9 protein-coding genes and 1 pseudogene are annotated in these 15531 nt (G+C 71.2%); 4 read left to right on the forward strand and 6 right to left on the reverse strand.

What is annotated here, in order from left to right; all coding sequences use genetic code 11:
* Positions 1-13 precede the first annotated feature (13 nt).
* Complete coding sequence (locus tag TBR22_RS17205) at positions 14-3553, reverse strand: response regulator (RefSeq protein WP_239489077.1); 3540 nt, start codon at positions 3551-3553, stop codon at positions 14-16.
* A gap of 151 nt (positions 3554-3704) precedes the next feature.
* On the opposite strand from TBR22_RS17205, the gene TBR22_RS17210 reads away from it, so the two are divergent.
* A complete protein-coding gene (locus TBR22_RS17210) occupies positions 3705-5768 on the forward strand; it encodes an ATP-binding protein (protein ID WP_239489078.1) in 2064 nt (687 codons plus the stop codon).
* A gap of 54 nt (positions 5769-5822) precedes the next feature.
* Here TBR22_RS17210 and TBR22_RS17215 read toward each other — a convergent pair whose 3' ends face one another.
* The 4 genes from TBR22_RS17215 to TBR22_RS17230 all read right to left on the reverse strand — a co-directional run bounded on the left by TBR22_RS17215 (position 5823) and on the right by TBR22_RS17230 (position 10822).
* Positions 5823-6722: a dihydrodipicolinate synthase family protein gene (locus TBR22_RS17215; RefSeq protein ID WP_239489079.1), complete on the reverse strand. Its 900-nt coding sequence runs from the start codon at positions 6720-6722 to the stop codon at positions 5823-5825.
* 70 nt (positions 6723-6792) lie between these two features.
* Positions 6793-7956 carry an exo-alpha-sialidase gene (locus tag TBR22_RS17220; protein WP_239489080.1) on the reverse strand — a complete coding sequence of 388 codons (1164 nt, stop codon included), beginning with the start codon at positions 7954-7956 and terminating at the stop codon, positions 6793-6795.
* Entirely contained in the window at positions 7953-10475 is a 2523-nt protein-coding gene (locus TBR22_RS17225) for a sodium/solute symporter (protein WP_239489081.1), read from the reverse strand. Before TBR22_RS17225 ends, TBR22_RS17220 begins: the two co-directional genes overlap by 4 nt.
* 47 nt (positions 10476-10522) lie before the next feature.
* Positions 10523-10822, reverse strand: a complete 300-nt coding sequence (locus TBR22_RS17230; protein ID WP_239489082.1) for a hypothetical protein — start codon at positions 10820-10822, stop codon at positions 10523-10525.
* 208 nt (positions 10823-11030) lie between these two features.
* Between TBR22_RS17230 and TBR22_RS17235 the strand changes: the two genes are divergently transcribed.
* Together TBR22_RS17235 and TBR22_RS17240 are read left to right on the forward strand one after the other, a co-directional pair.
* Complete coding sequence (locus tag TBR22_RS17235) at positions 11031-11702, forward strand: TIGR00730 family Rossman fold protein (RefSeq protein WP_239489083.1); 672 nt, start codon at positions 11031-11033, stop codon at positions 11700-11702.
* 131 nt (positions 11703-11833) lie between these two features.
* Positions 11834-13288 (forward strand): Gfo/Idh/MocA family protein, encoded by a 1455-nt coding sequence (locus TBR22_RS17240; RefSeq protein ID WP_239489084.1) that lies wholly within the window; start codon positions 11834-11836, stop codon positions 13286-13288.
* Positions 13289-13541: 253 nt separating this feature from the next.
* Here the strand turns inward: TBR22_RS17240 and TBR22_RS26950 are convergent.
* Positions 13542-14570: pseudogene (locus TBR22_RS26950) on the reverse strand (DDE-type integrase/transposase/recombinase).
* Between the two features lie 167 nt (positions 14571-14737).
* Here TBR22_RS26950 and TBR22_RS17250 point away from each other — a divergent pair.
* Positions 14738-15526, forward strand: a complete 789-nt coding sequence (locus TBR22_RS17250) for an SDR family NAD(P)-dependent oxidoreductase (RefSeq protein WP_239489086.1) — start codon at positions 14738-14740, stop codon at positions 15524-15526.
* Positions 15527-15531: the final 5 nt, after the last annotated feature.

The raw sequence follows: 15531 nt of genomic DNA on the forward strand, positions 1-15531 counted from the left end.
GCAAGAACCGGCGCTAGACCGCGAGACGCGTCGGCCCGTCGGTCACGTCGCGCGGCTGCCACTGCCGGAGGGCGTCGCGCAACTGCTCCTTCCGGATCGGCTTGGTCAGGTAGTCGTCCATCCCGGCGGCGCGGCAGCGGTCCCGATCCTCCTGCATGGCACCCGCGGTGAGCGCGATGATGACCTGGTGGCGCCCGTCGTCCTCGCCGGCCCGGATCCGCTGCGTCGCCTCGAAGCCGTCACACTCGGGCATCTGGCAGTCCATCAGGACGACATCGAACGGCAGGCGTCCGAGCATCTCGATCGCCTCCCAGCCGTTGCTGGCCACGTCGACGTGGTGCCCCAGCTTCTCTAGCATCTTCGTCGCGACCCGCTGGTTGACCGTGTTGTCTTCGGCCAGCAGGATCCGGAGCGGCGGCCCGATGGGCGCATGCTCGGCGGTGACGGTCGCCGATTCGGGGCGGGCGACGCCGAGCGCATCCGCCAGGGCGGCAAGGAGGTAACGCCGTCGGATCGGCTTGCTCACGAAGGCACTGAAGCCTGCGGCGCGCGCCTGCTCGGCGGCGCCCGGCTTCACGGTCGGCGCCACGAGCACGAGCGGGACGATGCGGCCGGCGGCATGGGTGCGGATGCGATCGCGCAACTCCAGCGCCGCGTCGAGGCCGTGCGGGGTGCCGACGAACACGACGTCGACCTGCTGGTCCGTCGTCGCCGCGGCGGCGAGGACCTCGACCGCGTCCTCGGCCGTCTCGACGCACGTCACCTGCATGCCACAGGCGGCCGCCGTGACGGCGATCATGTGGCGGTTGATGGGATGCGGGTCGACGCAGACCGCCCACCGGCCGGGGGCGAGTGCCGCCGGGGTGAACTCGCGCGGTGCGTCGGTCAGGCCCAACCGCGCGGTGAACCAGAAGGTGCTACCGACGCCCGGAGCGCTGTGCACGCCCACCGCGCCGCCCATCGTCTCGGCGATCTGCTTGCTGATCGCCAGGCCCAGGCCCGTGCCACCGTACTTGCGGGTCGTGGAGGCGTCGGCCTGCGTGAAGGGCGTGAACAGGCGAGCCGCGGCCTCGGGCGCGATGCCGATGCCCGTGTCGGTCACCTCGAACCTGAGGCGCGCCGCGTCCTCGTCGACGACGTGGCTGCTGACGTGCACGTGCACGGCGCCTGCGGCCGTGAACTTGACCGCGTTGCCGAGGAAGTTGACCAGCACCTGGCGCAGCCGGCCCGGGTCGCCGACCAGCATGTCGGGGACGTCCGGCTCGAGGATCACGCCACACTCCAGGCCCTTGCGGCGGGCGGCATCGGCCACCAGTTCGATGGCCTCCTCGACGACGGTCGGGAGGTCGAAGGGCACCGACTCCAGCGTGATGCGACCCACCTCGCCCTTCGAGTAGTCGAGGATGTCGTTGATCACGCCGAGCAGGTGGTCGGCCGATCCGCGCACCGTCTCGACGTACTCCCGCTGTTCGCGCGTCAGGTCGGTGTCGAGCAGGAGTCCGGTCATCCCCACCACGCCGTTGATCGGCGTCCGGATCTCGTGGCTCATCGTCGCCAGGAAGCTGCTCTTGGCGGCCGTGGCCGCCAGCGCCATGTCGCGGGCCCGCGCCAGCTCCACGGCCTGCAGCTCGATCTCGTACAGGTACTCGTCGCGCGCGCGCTCGGCGGCCGCCCCGGCGGCGTTGTCCTGCAGGAAGACCCACTGCATCGGTTCGCCCTCGGGGCTGAACACGCGCAAGCCGCTGACGACCACCGGCACGGACTGGCCGCTCGCGGCGCGCAGCTCCGTCGTGAGCGGCCGGAACATGCCCGTGGTCTCGAGTTCTTGTCCATGCGCGGTGATGGCCTCAGCGGGCACGCCGACCGCCTCTGGCCTCAACGAGTCGAGGGCGCCATCTTCCACCTGCAGCAGGGCGAGCGCCGTGCGGTTGGCCAGCACGGGCCGGCGGGCCGCGTCGGAGAGGATCATGCCGATCGGCGCGTTCTCGAACAGTTCCCGGAAGCGTGCGGACGCCAGCGACTCCTCGCGTCGGGCCTGGTCGCGTTCGTCGAGCAGCCGGCTCAGGTCCCGGTTGGTCGCCTCGATCAGGTCGGCCTGCCGACGACTGGCGGCGACATGCCTGACGCCCCCGCCGAGCGACGCGGCCAGGAGCACCCCGAGCAGCAGGACCAGGTGCGGCAGCGCCGAGGTCTGCTGGTCGAGCAGTTCCGGTGTCGGGGCCATGGCCAGGTCGACCGGGACGCGCCCCATCAGCAGGATCCGGCGAGCCGCGACGGGCGCGCCCGCGGCGAACTGCCCGTCGGCGCCGATGGCCACGCCGCCACTCCGGACGTGGTAGGCGTAGGACGCGTCGGCGAGTGGGGTCCGCAGCAGGCGGGCGAGCGCGAATGCGGTGGCCAGGAAGCCGGCTGGCCGGCCCGAACGGTCGAGGCGCTGCAGGAGGGTGAACCCCATCTCGCCGTCGAGCAGTTGCGTCGGTCCACGCAGGACCGGCTCGTGCGTGTCCAGCATGCCCGCGAGTGCGACCCGTTCTGCCGGGGTGAGGACCGCCAGCGCAGCGCGCACCCTGCCCTCGGCGGCCTGCGGCCGGACCCACGGGTTGGACAGGTCGTCGAAGCGGGCCAGCGTGATCGCGTTGATCCGGCCCTCTGCGTCGACGACGTGCTGGTTCGCGTCCGACAGCCAGAGCGCCGCCTCGAGTTCGTTCCCCGTCTCGATGCGCTTGCGCATCCGTTCGAGCGACCTGACCATGCCTCGAAGCTCCTCGTGCAGGGCGGCCTCGATGCGATCGAGCCTGGTCTCCTGCAGATGCGCCACGGTGGCGCGCTCCTGGGCAATCAGGACCAACGTCAGCACACCGCTCACGGCCACGGTGTAGGCGGCCACCGTCAGCGGCGCCCAGGCGCCCCAGTGCACCAGGCCGCGGCGCACCTCGTAGTGGAGCATCGCCAGGGCCACCAGAATCGATGCGCCGGCCATCTGCGGCGACATGCTCAACCGATGCAGCCACGGGTCGCCCGTGGTGTGCCCGGCATAGCTGGCGATGGTCGTCAGCGCCAGCAGGCCCAGGACCAGTGCGGTCGCAAGCGGCAACAGTCGCAGCCACAGCCAGAGCCGCGCCAGGCGGCCCGACCCCAGCCTGAGTCCCACCAGCGATACGAGGAAGATGGCGAGCGCCGATTGCGGATGGCTGCGCTGCAGCGGGTCGGCCGAAAGGCGCGCATCGAGCCACGTCACGGTGCCGGGCGACACCATCGAAGCCACGTGCCACACCAGGGCCGATGCCGCCAGCACCAACCCGATCCCGGCGGCGCCACGCGCCAGCGTCTGCCTCCCTCGTGCTGCCGCGAGCAGCCCGATGATGCCGAACGAGAACCCGAGGGCCGATTGGAGCCGGAACTGCTGCACGCCCGGCAGCGTGGGGACCAGTGCGGGCACGTGCAGGACGTGCCCGACCACGCCGGCCACGCAGACCAGGAGCGCGAGCGCCAGCAGGACCGTACTGACCAGATGCGGGCCCTGGCGCATGTCGGTGGCGGTCGGCGGTGGCATCGGCACGTCAGCCTCCACCCCGGAGGTGGAAACCGTATTGTCGGGAGCAATCGGCCCTCCACGGAGTTTCTTCAGGAATTGGCCGCGATTGGCGACACTCCACTTGCGACTGTCTCCATACCCCTCGGCCTTGCTACAGTGCTTGGCGCCGATGTTCCTTTCCTTGCCTGCCGCCGCGCTTCTCCTGGGCGCGGCACTTGCTGGCGCCGCGCTGGCCATGCTCGGGTGCCACTGGGCCGGCCGCGTCCGGCGCGCCCATGCGGCGCGCGTCGAGGCGATCGTCGCCCACTCGATCGACGCCGCGTACCGCCGCGACCTCCGCACCGACACGTACGACTACCTGAGCCCGGCCCTCGAACGTGTCATGGGCGTGCCTGCACCGGTCCTGCAGGCCATGCCCCTCGACGAGTTGATCGACAGGATCCACCCGGAGGACCGCGCCCGCGTCGGGACCGTGGTCGAAGCCAGCACCCGCATGCAGCGCGGCCGGGTGGAGTACCGCTTCCGCGCCGACTCGGGCGAGTACCGGTGGATTGCCGACCACTGGGCGGTGGAACCCGATGCCGAGGGACGCCCCGCGTTCCGCAGCGGCATCCTCCGCGACGTCTCCGAGCAGAAGGCCACCGAGGCGGCGCTCCGCGCCAGCGAAGCCCGGTATCACATGCTGTTCGACTCGATCGAGGACGGCTTCTGCATCGTCGAGGTGCTCCTCGACGCGCAGGGGGAGCCGCGCGACTATCGCTTCCTCGAAGCCAATCCCGCGTTCGACGGCGCGACGGGCCTGCGGGAGCCGGTCGGCCGCACGGCGCTCGAGCTGGTCCCGGGCCTCGACCGGTGGTGGGTACGCGCCTACGGCCGGGTGGCGCTCACCGGCGAGCCGGCGCGCTTCGAGAACTACGCGGCCGCGATGCAGCGCTGGTTCGACGTGTATGCGTTCCGCTTCGGCGATCCCGAAGCACGGCAGGTGGCGATCTTCTTCAAGAACGTCACCGAACGAAAGCGCAACGAACTCGAGCGGGCCGCCCTGCTGCAACGCGAACGGCACGCCCGCACCGAGGCCGAGCGGGCGAGCCGGCTCAAGGACGACTTCCTCGCTACTATCAGCCACGAGTTGCGCACGCCGCTCAACGCGATGCTGGGGTGGGCGCAGATCCTCGCGCGTGGTGCCGACGAGACGACCATCGCCCAGGGCCTAGGCGCCATCGAGCGCAACGCGTTGGCGCAGGCGCGGCTCATCGAGGACCTCCTCGACATGAGCCGGATCGTCACCGGCACGATTCGCCTCGACGTGCAGCCGGTCGACATGCGCCGGGTGATCGCCAACGCCGTCGAGACGGCGCGCCCGGCGGCCGAGGCCAAGGGGATCGGCATCGCGATCATGCTCGACGAGGGCGCGACGGCGGTGCGCGGCGACGCGACGCGCCTGCCGCAGGTCGTGTGGAACCTGCTGAGCAACGCCGTGAAGTTCACGCCGCGCGGTGGCGAGGTGCACGTCCGCCTCGAGGCCGCCGGCCCCGACGTCCGCCTCACCATCACCGACACGGGTGAAGGCATCGCCGGCGATTTCCTGCCGCACGTCTTCGAGCGCTTCCGGCAGGCCGACGCGTCGACCACGCGGATGCACGGCGGCCTGGGACTCGGCCTGGCCATCGTCAAGCAGATCGTGGAACTGCATGGCGGCCAGGTGAGCGCGCGCAGCGAGGGCGCCGACCGAGGCGCGACGTTCGTGGTGACCCTGCCACGGCAGCCGGTGGCACCGCCGGCGCCGCCGGACGATCACGAGGTCGGCGGGTTGCAGGCGTCGCATCCGCCGTCCACGCAGCCCGAGGTGAGCCTGGCCGACGTCACCGTGCTGGCGGTCGACGACGAACCGGACGCGCTGGCGGTGATCCGGCGGGTGCTGGAGGACCACGAGGCACGGGTGCTCACCGCGACCTCGGCCCACGAGGCGGTGACGCTGTGTGCGCGCGAGCACCCGCACGTGCTGCTGGCCGACATCGGCATGCCGCACGTGGACGGCTACGACCTGATCAAGCAGGTGCGGGCGCTGGGCGCCGAGGGCGGCGGCAGCGTGCCGGCCGCGGCCCTCACGGCGTTCGCGCGATCGGAGGATCGCACCCGCGCGCTCCTGGCCGGCTACCAGACGCACCTGGCCAAGCCGGTGCAGCCGGTCGAACTGGTGGCCGCCGTCGCGAGCCTCGCAGGACGCGTGTGACGCCCAGGCAGGGCGCGGCCATGGCAGCTGACGGCGGGGTGGGGCACCCAAGCCCTACCCGGTCCACTCGTCGGGCAACACCGCGCGGATCTGCGGCGCCGCGAGGGCCTTGCGCAGCGCATCCTGCTGCTCCACCGACAGCCCCGCGCGCGGGACCAGGCACGGCCCGCAGGGGATGCCCGACCACGTGAGCACCTGCTTGATGGCCGGGAACAACGGAAAGCGCAGCACCGCGGTGATGAGCGCGTTGACCGAGTCCTGCCGTTCGCGCACCTCGCTCCAGCGGCCGGCGCGCGCCAGCGCGTCGATGTCCACGAACTGGTCGGGGACGAGGTTGTAGAAGGAACCGATTCCACCGTGCGCGCCCATCAACAGGCCGGCAGCGAGCACCTCGTCACGGCCGTTGAACACCACCCGTCCGGGCTTGGCGATCGCCGACAGCACCGACAGGTCGAAGTCGGTGAACTTGACGCCGGCGACGTTGGGCAGCGCGCAGATCTCCTCGAGGTGGTCGAGGGTGCGAATCGCCGGGTACGCCTCCGGAAAGTAGTAGACGACCAGCGGCAGCGGGCTCGCCGCGGCGAGCGCCGCGTAGTACCGGCGCGCCTCGGGGAACCCGAAGCCCGGCCCGGCGGGCGGCAGGCTGCTGATCGCCGTCGCGCCGATGCGTCCGGCGTGCGTCGCGAGGTCGCGCGCGTCCTCGAACGACGCCGCCCCGACGTGGACGATCGCCGAATGCCCCGGCGGCGTGTTGGCGACAGCGATCTCGGCGACCCGGCAGCGTTGCTCCACCGACATCAGCAGCCCCTCGCCGGTCGTGCCGCAGATGTACGTGCCGTGCACGCCGGCGTCGAACAGGCGCGCCAGAAGGCGCTCCAGGCTCGTCGTCGCCACCCGCCCGTCTTCCTCGAAGGGCGTGATGAGCGCCGGCAGGATCCCCTTCAGTGCGTCCACGGTCGTGATCTCCTTGTCTTCCACAGAGGCAGGGCGGCGTGGTCGACCTCGATGGATGGGATGCCTTACCCTACCTGCCCTGCCTCACCCACGCGAGGTCGACGCGCGCGAACGTGAGGCGCTCGTACGCGCTCTGCTGCCCGCGCTCGTAGAGCACGCCGATGGTGCCATCGCGCAGCACCACGAGGCACGAGTACGCCGCGGGGCCCTCGTGCAGCACGCGCCAGAACGGCCAGGTCTCACCCTCGTCCTCGCTCAGGCGGATCGTCATGCGCTCGCGGCCACGCCCCGACGGGTTGGTGAACAGCAGGAGGGCGCGACCACCCGACTCGGTGGTCGAGTACCGTAGCAGGCTGGCCTGCGCCGGCGGCTCGGGCAGCGCCTCGTCGAAGCGCAACGGCCCGAGCGTCCGACCACCGTCGCCACTCACCGCGACGGCCCGCAGGTTACGTGGCCGCGGCGGGTGGTTGCGCATGTTCAGCATCAGGCGACCGTCGGCCAGTTCCACCGCCTGGCTCTCGTTGGTGCCCTCCGGGGCAATCGCCCCGATGCGCCACGAGGCGCCGTGGTCGTCGCTGTACACCACGTGCGACCGATGCGCCTGCGTGCCGGCCACCGCGTGGTTGGCCGGGATGACGAGGCGTCCGCCCTGCAACTGGATGCCGATGCCGGGGCCGGTGGCGTACCACGTCCAGTCTGCCTGCTTGGTGCTCGCCGTGATCTCCACCGGGGTGGACCAGGTGCGGCCCTCGTCGAGGCTCTTCAGCACCCAGACGGTGCGCGTGCCGGCCGACGTGCCCGCCAGGATGTCGCGCTCGCGGTCGGTGCCACGGTTGTGCGTGGTCAGCAGCCAGATGGTGCCGGTGTCGCGGTCGATCACGGGACACGGGTTGCCGAACGTGTTCGGGCCGTTGTCGCCGACGAGCATCATCGGCCCCCACGTGCGCCCGCCGTCCTCGCTGCGCCGCGACACGAGGTCGATGTCGCCGGCGTCGCCGGCGCCGCCCTTGCGCGCCTCGGCGAAGGCGAGCAACGCACCCGACGAGGTCGCGATGATCGAGGGGATGCGGTACGTGTGGTAGCCGCCCTCTCCCGACACGAACACGTCGACCTGCTCCGGATCGCGCCACGTTGCCGCGGCGGGCGGCTGCCCCGTCGGGGGCCGGGCCGGCTCGACGCCCACACCGCCGCCGAATGCCAGACAGGCAAGGAGCACGCCGGCCAGCTTGGTCATCGTGCCTCCGCGGCAGGCGCCGGCCAGGCGAGGCTCGCCAGGTAGCCGAGCGCGAAGGCCGCCCCCGTGCCGATGCCGGCGTACAGCAGGAAGTGCACGGGCGTGCGTTGCTGCACCCACCCGAGCACCAGCGCGCTGGCCACCAACCCGACGACAGCACCGGCGGCGTTGGCCCGCCGCGTGAAGATGCCGAGCGCGAAGATGCCCGCCAGGCCGCCGCCGAACAGGCCGAGCGCCTGCAGGAACACGTCCCACAGCGAGCGCACGTCCCAGGTGGCGAGCCCGAGCGCGCTGGCCGTGCCGGCAAGGCCGATGACGAGGGTGAGTTGGCGCGCCAGCCGCATCTGCGCCACTTCGGGGCGCGGCCCGCCGAGCCGTGCCGTGAAGTCGGTGATGATGGCGGTCACGATGCTGTTGATGCTGCCGCTCAGCGTCGACATCGCCGCCGCGAACACGCCCGACACGACCAGCCCCGACACTCCGGGCGGCATCTGCTGCGCGATGAACCAGGCGAAGGTCGCATCGGTGGGGGTGGAGGGATTCAGCAGGCCGGGGTGCGTCCGGTAGAAGGCGAAGAGCGCGCTGCCGACGCCGAAGAACAGCAGCGAGCTCGGCACGGCCATCGCGGCGCCCAGCCAGATCGCGCGCCGCGCCTGCCGCTCGTCCCGCGTCGTGAAGTACCGCTGGACCACCGCCTGGTCGGCCGTGTAGGGGACCAGGTGCGACACCAGGTTGCCGAAGAACACCACCCAGATGGACGCGATGGTGAGGTCGGGCGTCCACGTGACCATGTGGAACTTCCCTGCGGCCCGGCCGACCCCGATCACCTGTGCGGGATCGCCGCCGGTGCCGATCACGATCAACACCAGCGCGACCACCACGGCGCCGAGCAGCACCACCGACTGCAGCACGTCGGTCCAGATCACGGCGTTCATGCCACCGTGCAGCGTGTAGACCGTGCAGAGCCCGCCCATCAGCAGGATCGACAGGCGGATGTCCATGCCGGTGGCGGCCGCCAGGGCGAGCGCCGGCAGGTAGAGCACGATCGCCATGCGCGCCCACTGCAGTGCCACGAACGACGCGCTGCACAGCAACCGCACCGCGAGGCCGAACCGGTGCTCGAGGTACTCGTACGCCGTGGTCACCTGCAACGCGCGGAACCGCGGCAGGTAGAACAGGATCACCACCGGGGCGATCAGCACGATGCTCAGGTTGCCCGGCAGGTACGTCCAGTCCTCGGCGTACGCCTTGGCCGGGATCGCCAGGAACGTGATGGCGCTCAACTGCGTGGCGTAGATGCTCAGGCCGGCCGCCCACCACGGGACGCGCCGCCCGCCGAGGAAGAAGTCCTCGCGCGTGTCGTCCTGCCGGGAGAAGCGCCTGCCGATCCAGACCAGCGGGAGCAGGTATGCGGCCAGCACCAGGTAGTCGAGCCACCCGAAGGCCCGCGCCGTGACCACCAGCGTGGCGCGCGATACCGTCGCCGCGCGGTGCCCGGGCCGATCCTCGCCACCGGCCACGACGAGGCCTTCACCGTCGCGCACGGCGGCCGTGGTCACCAGCGGCGTGGGAATCTCCCCGATCGACGTCCAGGTGTCGGTGATGGCGTGGTACGCCAGCACCTGGCGGCTGAACCCGGGGTGCCGCTCCCGCAGCGTCGCCACCTGCGAGGCGAGCCCGCCATCGTCGCCTCCCAGCACGAAGACGTGCGACTGTCCCCACGGGACGGCAGGCGCCGCGACGACTGGCCTGGGCACCGGCGCGATGGCGGTCCACCCGGTCCGGGGCGTGAACCGCCAGGCGTCCACCAGGTACGTGCGCGCCGCGCGGCCGTCGGCCCCGGGCGCCAACGCGGCCCCGCTCATCACGTGGAGGGCGCCGGCCTGCGCGACGACGACGGGCAGGATCCGGCCGTCGCCGGGCAGCGGCGCGACCTCGCGCCACTGGGCTCCGGGGATGTCGAGGTCGAGCGCCCAGACGCGGCGGCTCGCCGCAGTGTCGGCGGGCGACACCTGCCCGCCGACCACGAACAGCGAGCGCCCGAGGACGGCGCCGCCGGCCATGGCGAGCGGCGTGGGCAGGGCCGGCAGTGACGCCCGCGTCACCCGCCCGTCGGCCAGCGTGAGCGCGAACGTGTCGGCAAGGTGCCTGGTCGCGTCGTTGCCGCCGACCACCACCAGGCGTGATCCGTCCTGGGCGACCGCGGCGTAGCCGAGTGGGCGAGGCAGCACGTCCGACGGCAGACGCTGCCACGCGGTGGCGCCGCGTGGCAGCAGGAACGCGTCGGCGTGCCACGTCTTGGTGCCGCCCGCGAACGGGCTGACGGGAAAGTCGGTGCCACCGGCAACGAGCAGGGCGCCGGCGAGCAGGCCCGTGACGTGGCCGCTGCGCGGCACCGGCACCGGCGGCAGTGACTCCCAGGCCAGAGTGGTGACCGGCGCCTGTGCGCGCGCCGTGCCGGCCAGCACGACGAGGGCGAGGATGGCAGCCGCGCCCGGCAGCAGAGCCCGGCAGGTCATGTGAGCGGGATGGTACTCCCGGGTCTCGGCTAGCGGGTATCGGATGCCTACTCGCCTCGCCGAATCCTGGCCAGCTTCTCCTCGTGCTCCCGCTCGAAGCGATCGAGGTCGCGCTTCAACTCGGCCTCGCGCTCGAGGGTCGCCTCCGGATCGAAGCGACCGGCCACGGCGGCCTGGTGCATGATGCGGCGCTGGGCGACACGGGCCTCGTGCTGGCGCCGGGCCTCGGCGATCTGCTCGCGTTGGGCGTCGGTCAGGGTCACCTGCGTGATCCCCCTGGCCTCGTCCTGCTGGCGCAGCTTCTCCATCACGAGTTCGAGTCGGCTCTTGGGAGGTCCATCGGTCATCCCCGCATCGTACTCCGGTGACGCCAGTGACATGCCGCCATGTCGCCCACCGCGACAGTGGAACGGGAAGCGCGGTAGCCTTGTGCGCATGGATGCGCCAGTCGTGGACCGTCCCTCTTCGCCTTCCCTGCCGCGGGCGCCGAGGAGCGCCGGCGCCGATCGCGTCCTCCTCGAAGGGCCGCACTCGCGCCTGAGGGAGCTTCGCCTCGTGCTCACCTCGGTGCGCGACTTCGTGCATGGCTTCCGCGTGCTGCACTTCGCGGGGCCGTGCGTCACCGTGTTCGGGTCGGCGCGCTTCGACGAGCACCATCGCTATTACCAGCTGGCGCGCGAGGTCGGGGCGGGCCTGAGCACGCTGGGGTTCACCGTGATGACCGGCGGCGGGCCGGGCGTCATGGAAGGCGCCAATCGTGGCGCCAAGGACGTCGGGGGCTTTTCGGTCGGCTGCAACATCCGGCTGCCGTTCGAGCAGGCGCCCAACCCCTACCTGGACCGGTGGCTCACCTGCGAGTACTTCTTCGTGCGCAAGGTGCTGCTCCTGAAGTACTCGTACGCCTTCGTGGCGCTGCCCGGCGGCCTCGGGACGCTCGACGAGCTGTTCGAGGTGCTGACCCTGATCCAGACGGGCAAGGTGCAGTCCTTCCCGGTCGTGCTCATGGGCCGGGACTACTGGGCGCCACTCGTCCGGCAACTCACCGAGATGGTCGGGGCGGGGACCATCGGCGCCAAGGATCTCGACCTCCTGCTGGTCACCGACGACGTGCAGGAAGCGCTGGCCCACGTGAAGGACCGGGCCATCACGCCGTTCGGGCTCAAGCCGCGCCAGTCGCCGCACCCGTGGGCGGTGATCGGCGAGCGCGGGCGACCGAGGCCCGCCTGAGGCGGCGTCGGCCTGGCCCGGGAGCGCCGGCCTGTCAGCGTCGGCCTACACGGGCATTTTCGCGGCTGCATCCCGGCCGGGCGGGCGTATATTTGGGAGGATTTCCCCATGGGGCCCAGGAGGGCGACACGATGAGTGGTGAGCAAGGCGAACTTTCACGGCGCGGGTTCGGGCAGCGCCTCGGCCAGGTGGCAGCGGCGGCGTCGGCACTCTCGGCGCTGAACGCCCCGGCGGTGCACGGCGCGGTCGGCGACACGATCCAGTTCGCGATCGTCGGCTGCGGCGGCCGCGGGACCGGCGCCGTGGTGGACGCGATGGCGACCAAGAACGGGCCGCTCAAGCTCGTCGCGATGGCCGACATCTTCGAGGACAAGCTCACGCGCAGCTACAAGTCGCTGCAGAACCGCATCGCCGAGAACATGGCCGTCAAGGAGGAGCACAGGTTCCTCGGCTTCGACGGCTACCAGAAGGCGATGGACGTGCTCAAGCCGGGCGACGTCGTGATCCTGGCGACGCCGCCGGCCTTCCGCTGGGTGCACTTCGACTACGCGATCAAGAAGGGCCTCAACGTCTTCATGGAGAAGCCGGTCACCGTCGACGGGCCGACCTCCAAGCGGATGCTCGAACTCGGTGAGCTCTCCGTGAAGAAGAACCTCAAGGTCGGCGTCGGCCTGATGTGCCGTCACTGCGACGCGCGCAACGAGTTGCTCCGCCGCGTGCGCGACGGCCAGGTCGGCGAGATCATCTCGATGCGGGCCTACCGCATGCACGGCCCGGGCGGGTCGGCCTTCACCAAGAAGCAGGTCAAGGGCGGCATCACGCCGCAGGTCGTCGGCGACGCCACGCAGCCGATGTCCGAGGTCATGTACCAGCTGCGCCGCTTCCACGGCTTCCTGTGGGCGTCTGGCGGCATGTACTCCGACTTCTACATCCACAACATCGACGAGTGCGCGATGATCAAGGAAGCCTGGCCGATCAAGGCGCAGGCGGTCGGTGGTCGCCACTACCGCGAGGACTACGTCGACCAGAACTTCGACACGTACGCCGTCGAGTACACGTTCCCCGACGGCACCAAGATGCACCTCGATGGCCGGACGATGACCGGTGCCTGGAGCGAGTTCGCCTCCTACGCGCACGGCACCAAGGGCCTGGCGGTGATCTCGTCGAAGGAGCACACCCCGGCCCGCAGCCGCATCTACAACGGCCACCTTCCCGAGGCCGGCAACCTCGCCTGGGCGTACCCCGAGAACGAGCGCAACCCGTACCGCGTCGAGTGGATCGACCTGCTCGAGGCCATCCGCAACGATCGGCCGTACAACGAGGTCAAGCGCGGCGTCGAGGCCAGCCTCGTGACGAGCATGGGGCGCATGGCCGCCCACACGGGCCGCGTGATCACCTACGACGAGATGCTGAACTGCCCGCACGAGTTCGCGCCCAACGTCGACAAGCTGACCGAGAACGGCCCCGCGCCGGTGATCGCCGGCCCCGACGGCCGCTACCAGGTGCCGATGCCTGGCCTGATCACCGACCGCGAGTACGGTCCGTTGCCCACCACGCCCACCACGACGGCGTCGGCGCAGCAGTAGGGCACGGCGGCACCGAGAGCCGCCGTTGCCAGGACACCGACGGGCGCGTTCCTCACGGGGCGCGCCCGTTGTCGTTCTTGGGCCTTGGGCCCTGGGCCTTGGGCCCTGGGCCTTGGCCTTGGGCCTTGGGCCTTGGCCTTGGGCCTTGGGCCTTGGGGCCTTGGCCTTGGGCCTTGGGCCCTGGCCTTGGGCCTTCCCCCTGTGCAACCGGAAGCATGGGTAACAGCTCAGACCGGATAGATGGGTGACACGTTCATGAGTGTGTGGGGGCGACGCGGCGCCCGTGCCACCCAGGCGTGAAGCGGCGCGTCTGCCGCCCTATGCGGCCCAGTTCGACCTGGAGAAAGCGGACGGTCCAATCCCCGCGGGGCGTTTCAACCAGGCCGACGAGCTCGCCCCGGAGGGCTTCGCTGACGAAGACCAGCCCGCCCTGCCACTTGATCTGCCCCGTGGGCCTCACGCGGCGAACCTGGTGCTGCGCGTCGTACCACGGGTCTTCGAGGCGCGCGGGGTAGGGCCGGGGCGAGGCGCGATAGCGCGTCGCGGGAGGCTGCAGGTCCAGGGCTCATGCGGACGCTCGTCGTTGAAGAGCCGCCGATGCGCATCGATACGCCGTTGCTGCGCGCCTGGGGTTCGCGCGGGCGGGGTGCTGGCGTCCTGCTGCAACGTCAGATGAAAACGCTCATGGCGGCCATTCTCCTGCGGCGCCCCGGGCGTGATGCGGTCGAGGGCAATGCCCGGCTTCAGCTACCACACCGCGAGCTGGGACAGGCGGCCCGCGCCCGTCGTGGCAAAGGGCGGCCCGTTATCGCTGCGCAGCGCCCGCGGCAGCCCGTACTCGCGAAAGGTGCGCTCCAGCCACGGGCGCACGCCGCGCGCATCCGGCGACGTCATACGACAGCACAGCACATCGCGACTCCAGGCGTCGGTGACGGTGAGCGGGTTGCAGCGCGTGCCGTCTTGCGTCCGAAACCAGCCCTTGAAGTCGATGCACCACACATCGTTGGGCGCGGTGGCGTCCGCCAAGGGCTGCGTGAGCGGCACCGGGTAGCGCGTCCGGCGCTGCGGCGGGGGCCATGGCGCGCCCGTGCTGGTGCGGCGCCCGCGAGCGGTCGCCGAGCCCCGTCGCCGGCGCGGGCTCGTACCGCTCGACCCACTTGTAGGCCGTCTTGCGACTGATGCCGTACCGGGCGGCCAACCCGGTCATCGTCCAGTCCTCGCGCAGCCAATCCGCGATGAACGCCACACGCTGATCCGTGGGACAGGTCTCTTTCCAGGGCATCGCAGGACCGACCTCCTGCCTCCCTCGTACCTGTCACCCATGCATCCGGTCCACTCTGTTACCTATGTAACCGGTTCAGCCCCCCCTTCCCCCTTCCCGCTTCCCCCTTCCCCCTTCCCGCCCTGCCTTCTTTCCTTCTCCCCTTCTACTCTTCTACTCTTCCCCTCATGTCTTCACTGCGCGGTCACCGCGCCCTGATCACCGGCGCCACGCAGGGCGTCGGCCGCGCCATCGCGGTGGCGATGGCGCGCGCCGGCGCCGACCTCGTCCTCCACGGCCTCCGCATCGACGCGCAGGCCGAGCAGACACGCGCGCAGTGCCTGGCCGCGGGCGTGCAGGTGGCGATGGTCGAGGGCGACCTCTCGTCACAGCCGGTCGAGGCCGCCACGCGCCTCGCCCGCGACGCTCACGCCGCAATGCCGGGCATCGACCTGCTCGTGAACAATGCCGGGGCGTACCTCGAGGACGCCCACTTCCTCGACGTCACGCCGGAGGCCTTCGCGCGCACCATGCGGCTGAACGTCGAGGCGCCGTTCTTCCTCACGCAGCAGTACGCGCGACGCTGGGTGGCCGAGGGCACGCAGGGGCGCGTGCTGTTCACCGGCTCGATCAACGGCCGGCTGGCCGAGCAGAACCACGCCGCCTACGACACGTCGAAGGGCGCCGTGGAGATGATGGTGAAGACCCTGTGCGTGGCGCTCGCGCCACACGGCATCCGCGTCAACGGCATGGCGCCCGGCCTGGTGCGGACCCCGCTGACCGACGCCTTCCTGTCCGATCCGAAGGCCATGGCCTGGATGCAGATGCACACGCCCAACGGCGCGGTGCCGGGGCCGGACGTGTGCGGCGATGCGGCCGTGTTCCTGCTCAGCGACGGGGCCTGGCACGTCCACGGCCAGATGCTCCTCGTCGACGGCGGCATGAGCGCCTGGCAGCAGCCCGACGTCCCGGCCTGAACGTC

The organism is Luteitalea sp. TBR-22, assembly GCF_016865485.1.
Taxonomy (GTDB): domain Bacteria; phylum Acidobacteriota; class Vicinamibacteria; order Vicinamibacterales; family Vicinamibacteraceae; genus Luteitalea.

Bases quoted from the DNA above. Each gene is read 5' to 3' on its own strand.
- TBR22_RS17205 (WP_239489077.1), bottom strand. From the start codon at position 3,553: ATGCCACCGCCGACCGCCACCGACATGCGCCAGGGCCCGCATCTGGTC.
- TBR22_RS17210 (WP_239489078.1), top strand. From the start codon at position 3,705: ATGTTCCTTTCCTTGCCTGCCGCCGCGCTTCTCCTGGGCGCGGCACTT.
- TBR22_RS17220 (WP_239489080.1), bottom strand. From the start codon at position 7,956: ATGACCAAGCTGGCCGGCGTGCTCCTTGCCTGTCTGGCATTCGGCGGC.
- TBR22_RS17225 (WP_239489081.1), bottom strand. From the start codon at position 10,475: ATGACCTGCCGGGCTCTGCTGCCGGGCGCGGCTGCCATCCTCGCCCTC.
- TBR22_RS17230 (WP_239489082.1), bottom strand. From the start codon at position 10,822: ATGACCGATGGACCTCCCAAGAGCCGACTCGAACTCGTGATGGAGAAG.
- TBR22_RS17240 (WP_239489084.1), top strand. From the start codon at position 11,834: ATGAGTGGTGAGCAAGGCGAACTTTCACGGCGCGGGTTCGGGCAGCGC.
- TBR22_RS17250 (WP_239489086.1), top strand. From the start codon at position 14,738: ATGTCTTCACTGCGCGGTCACCGCGCCCTGATCACCGGCGCCACGCAG.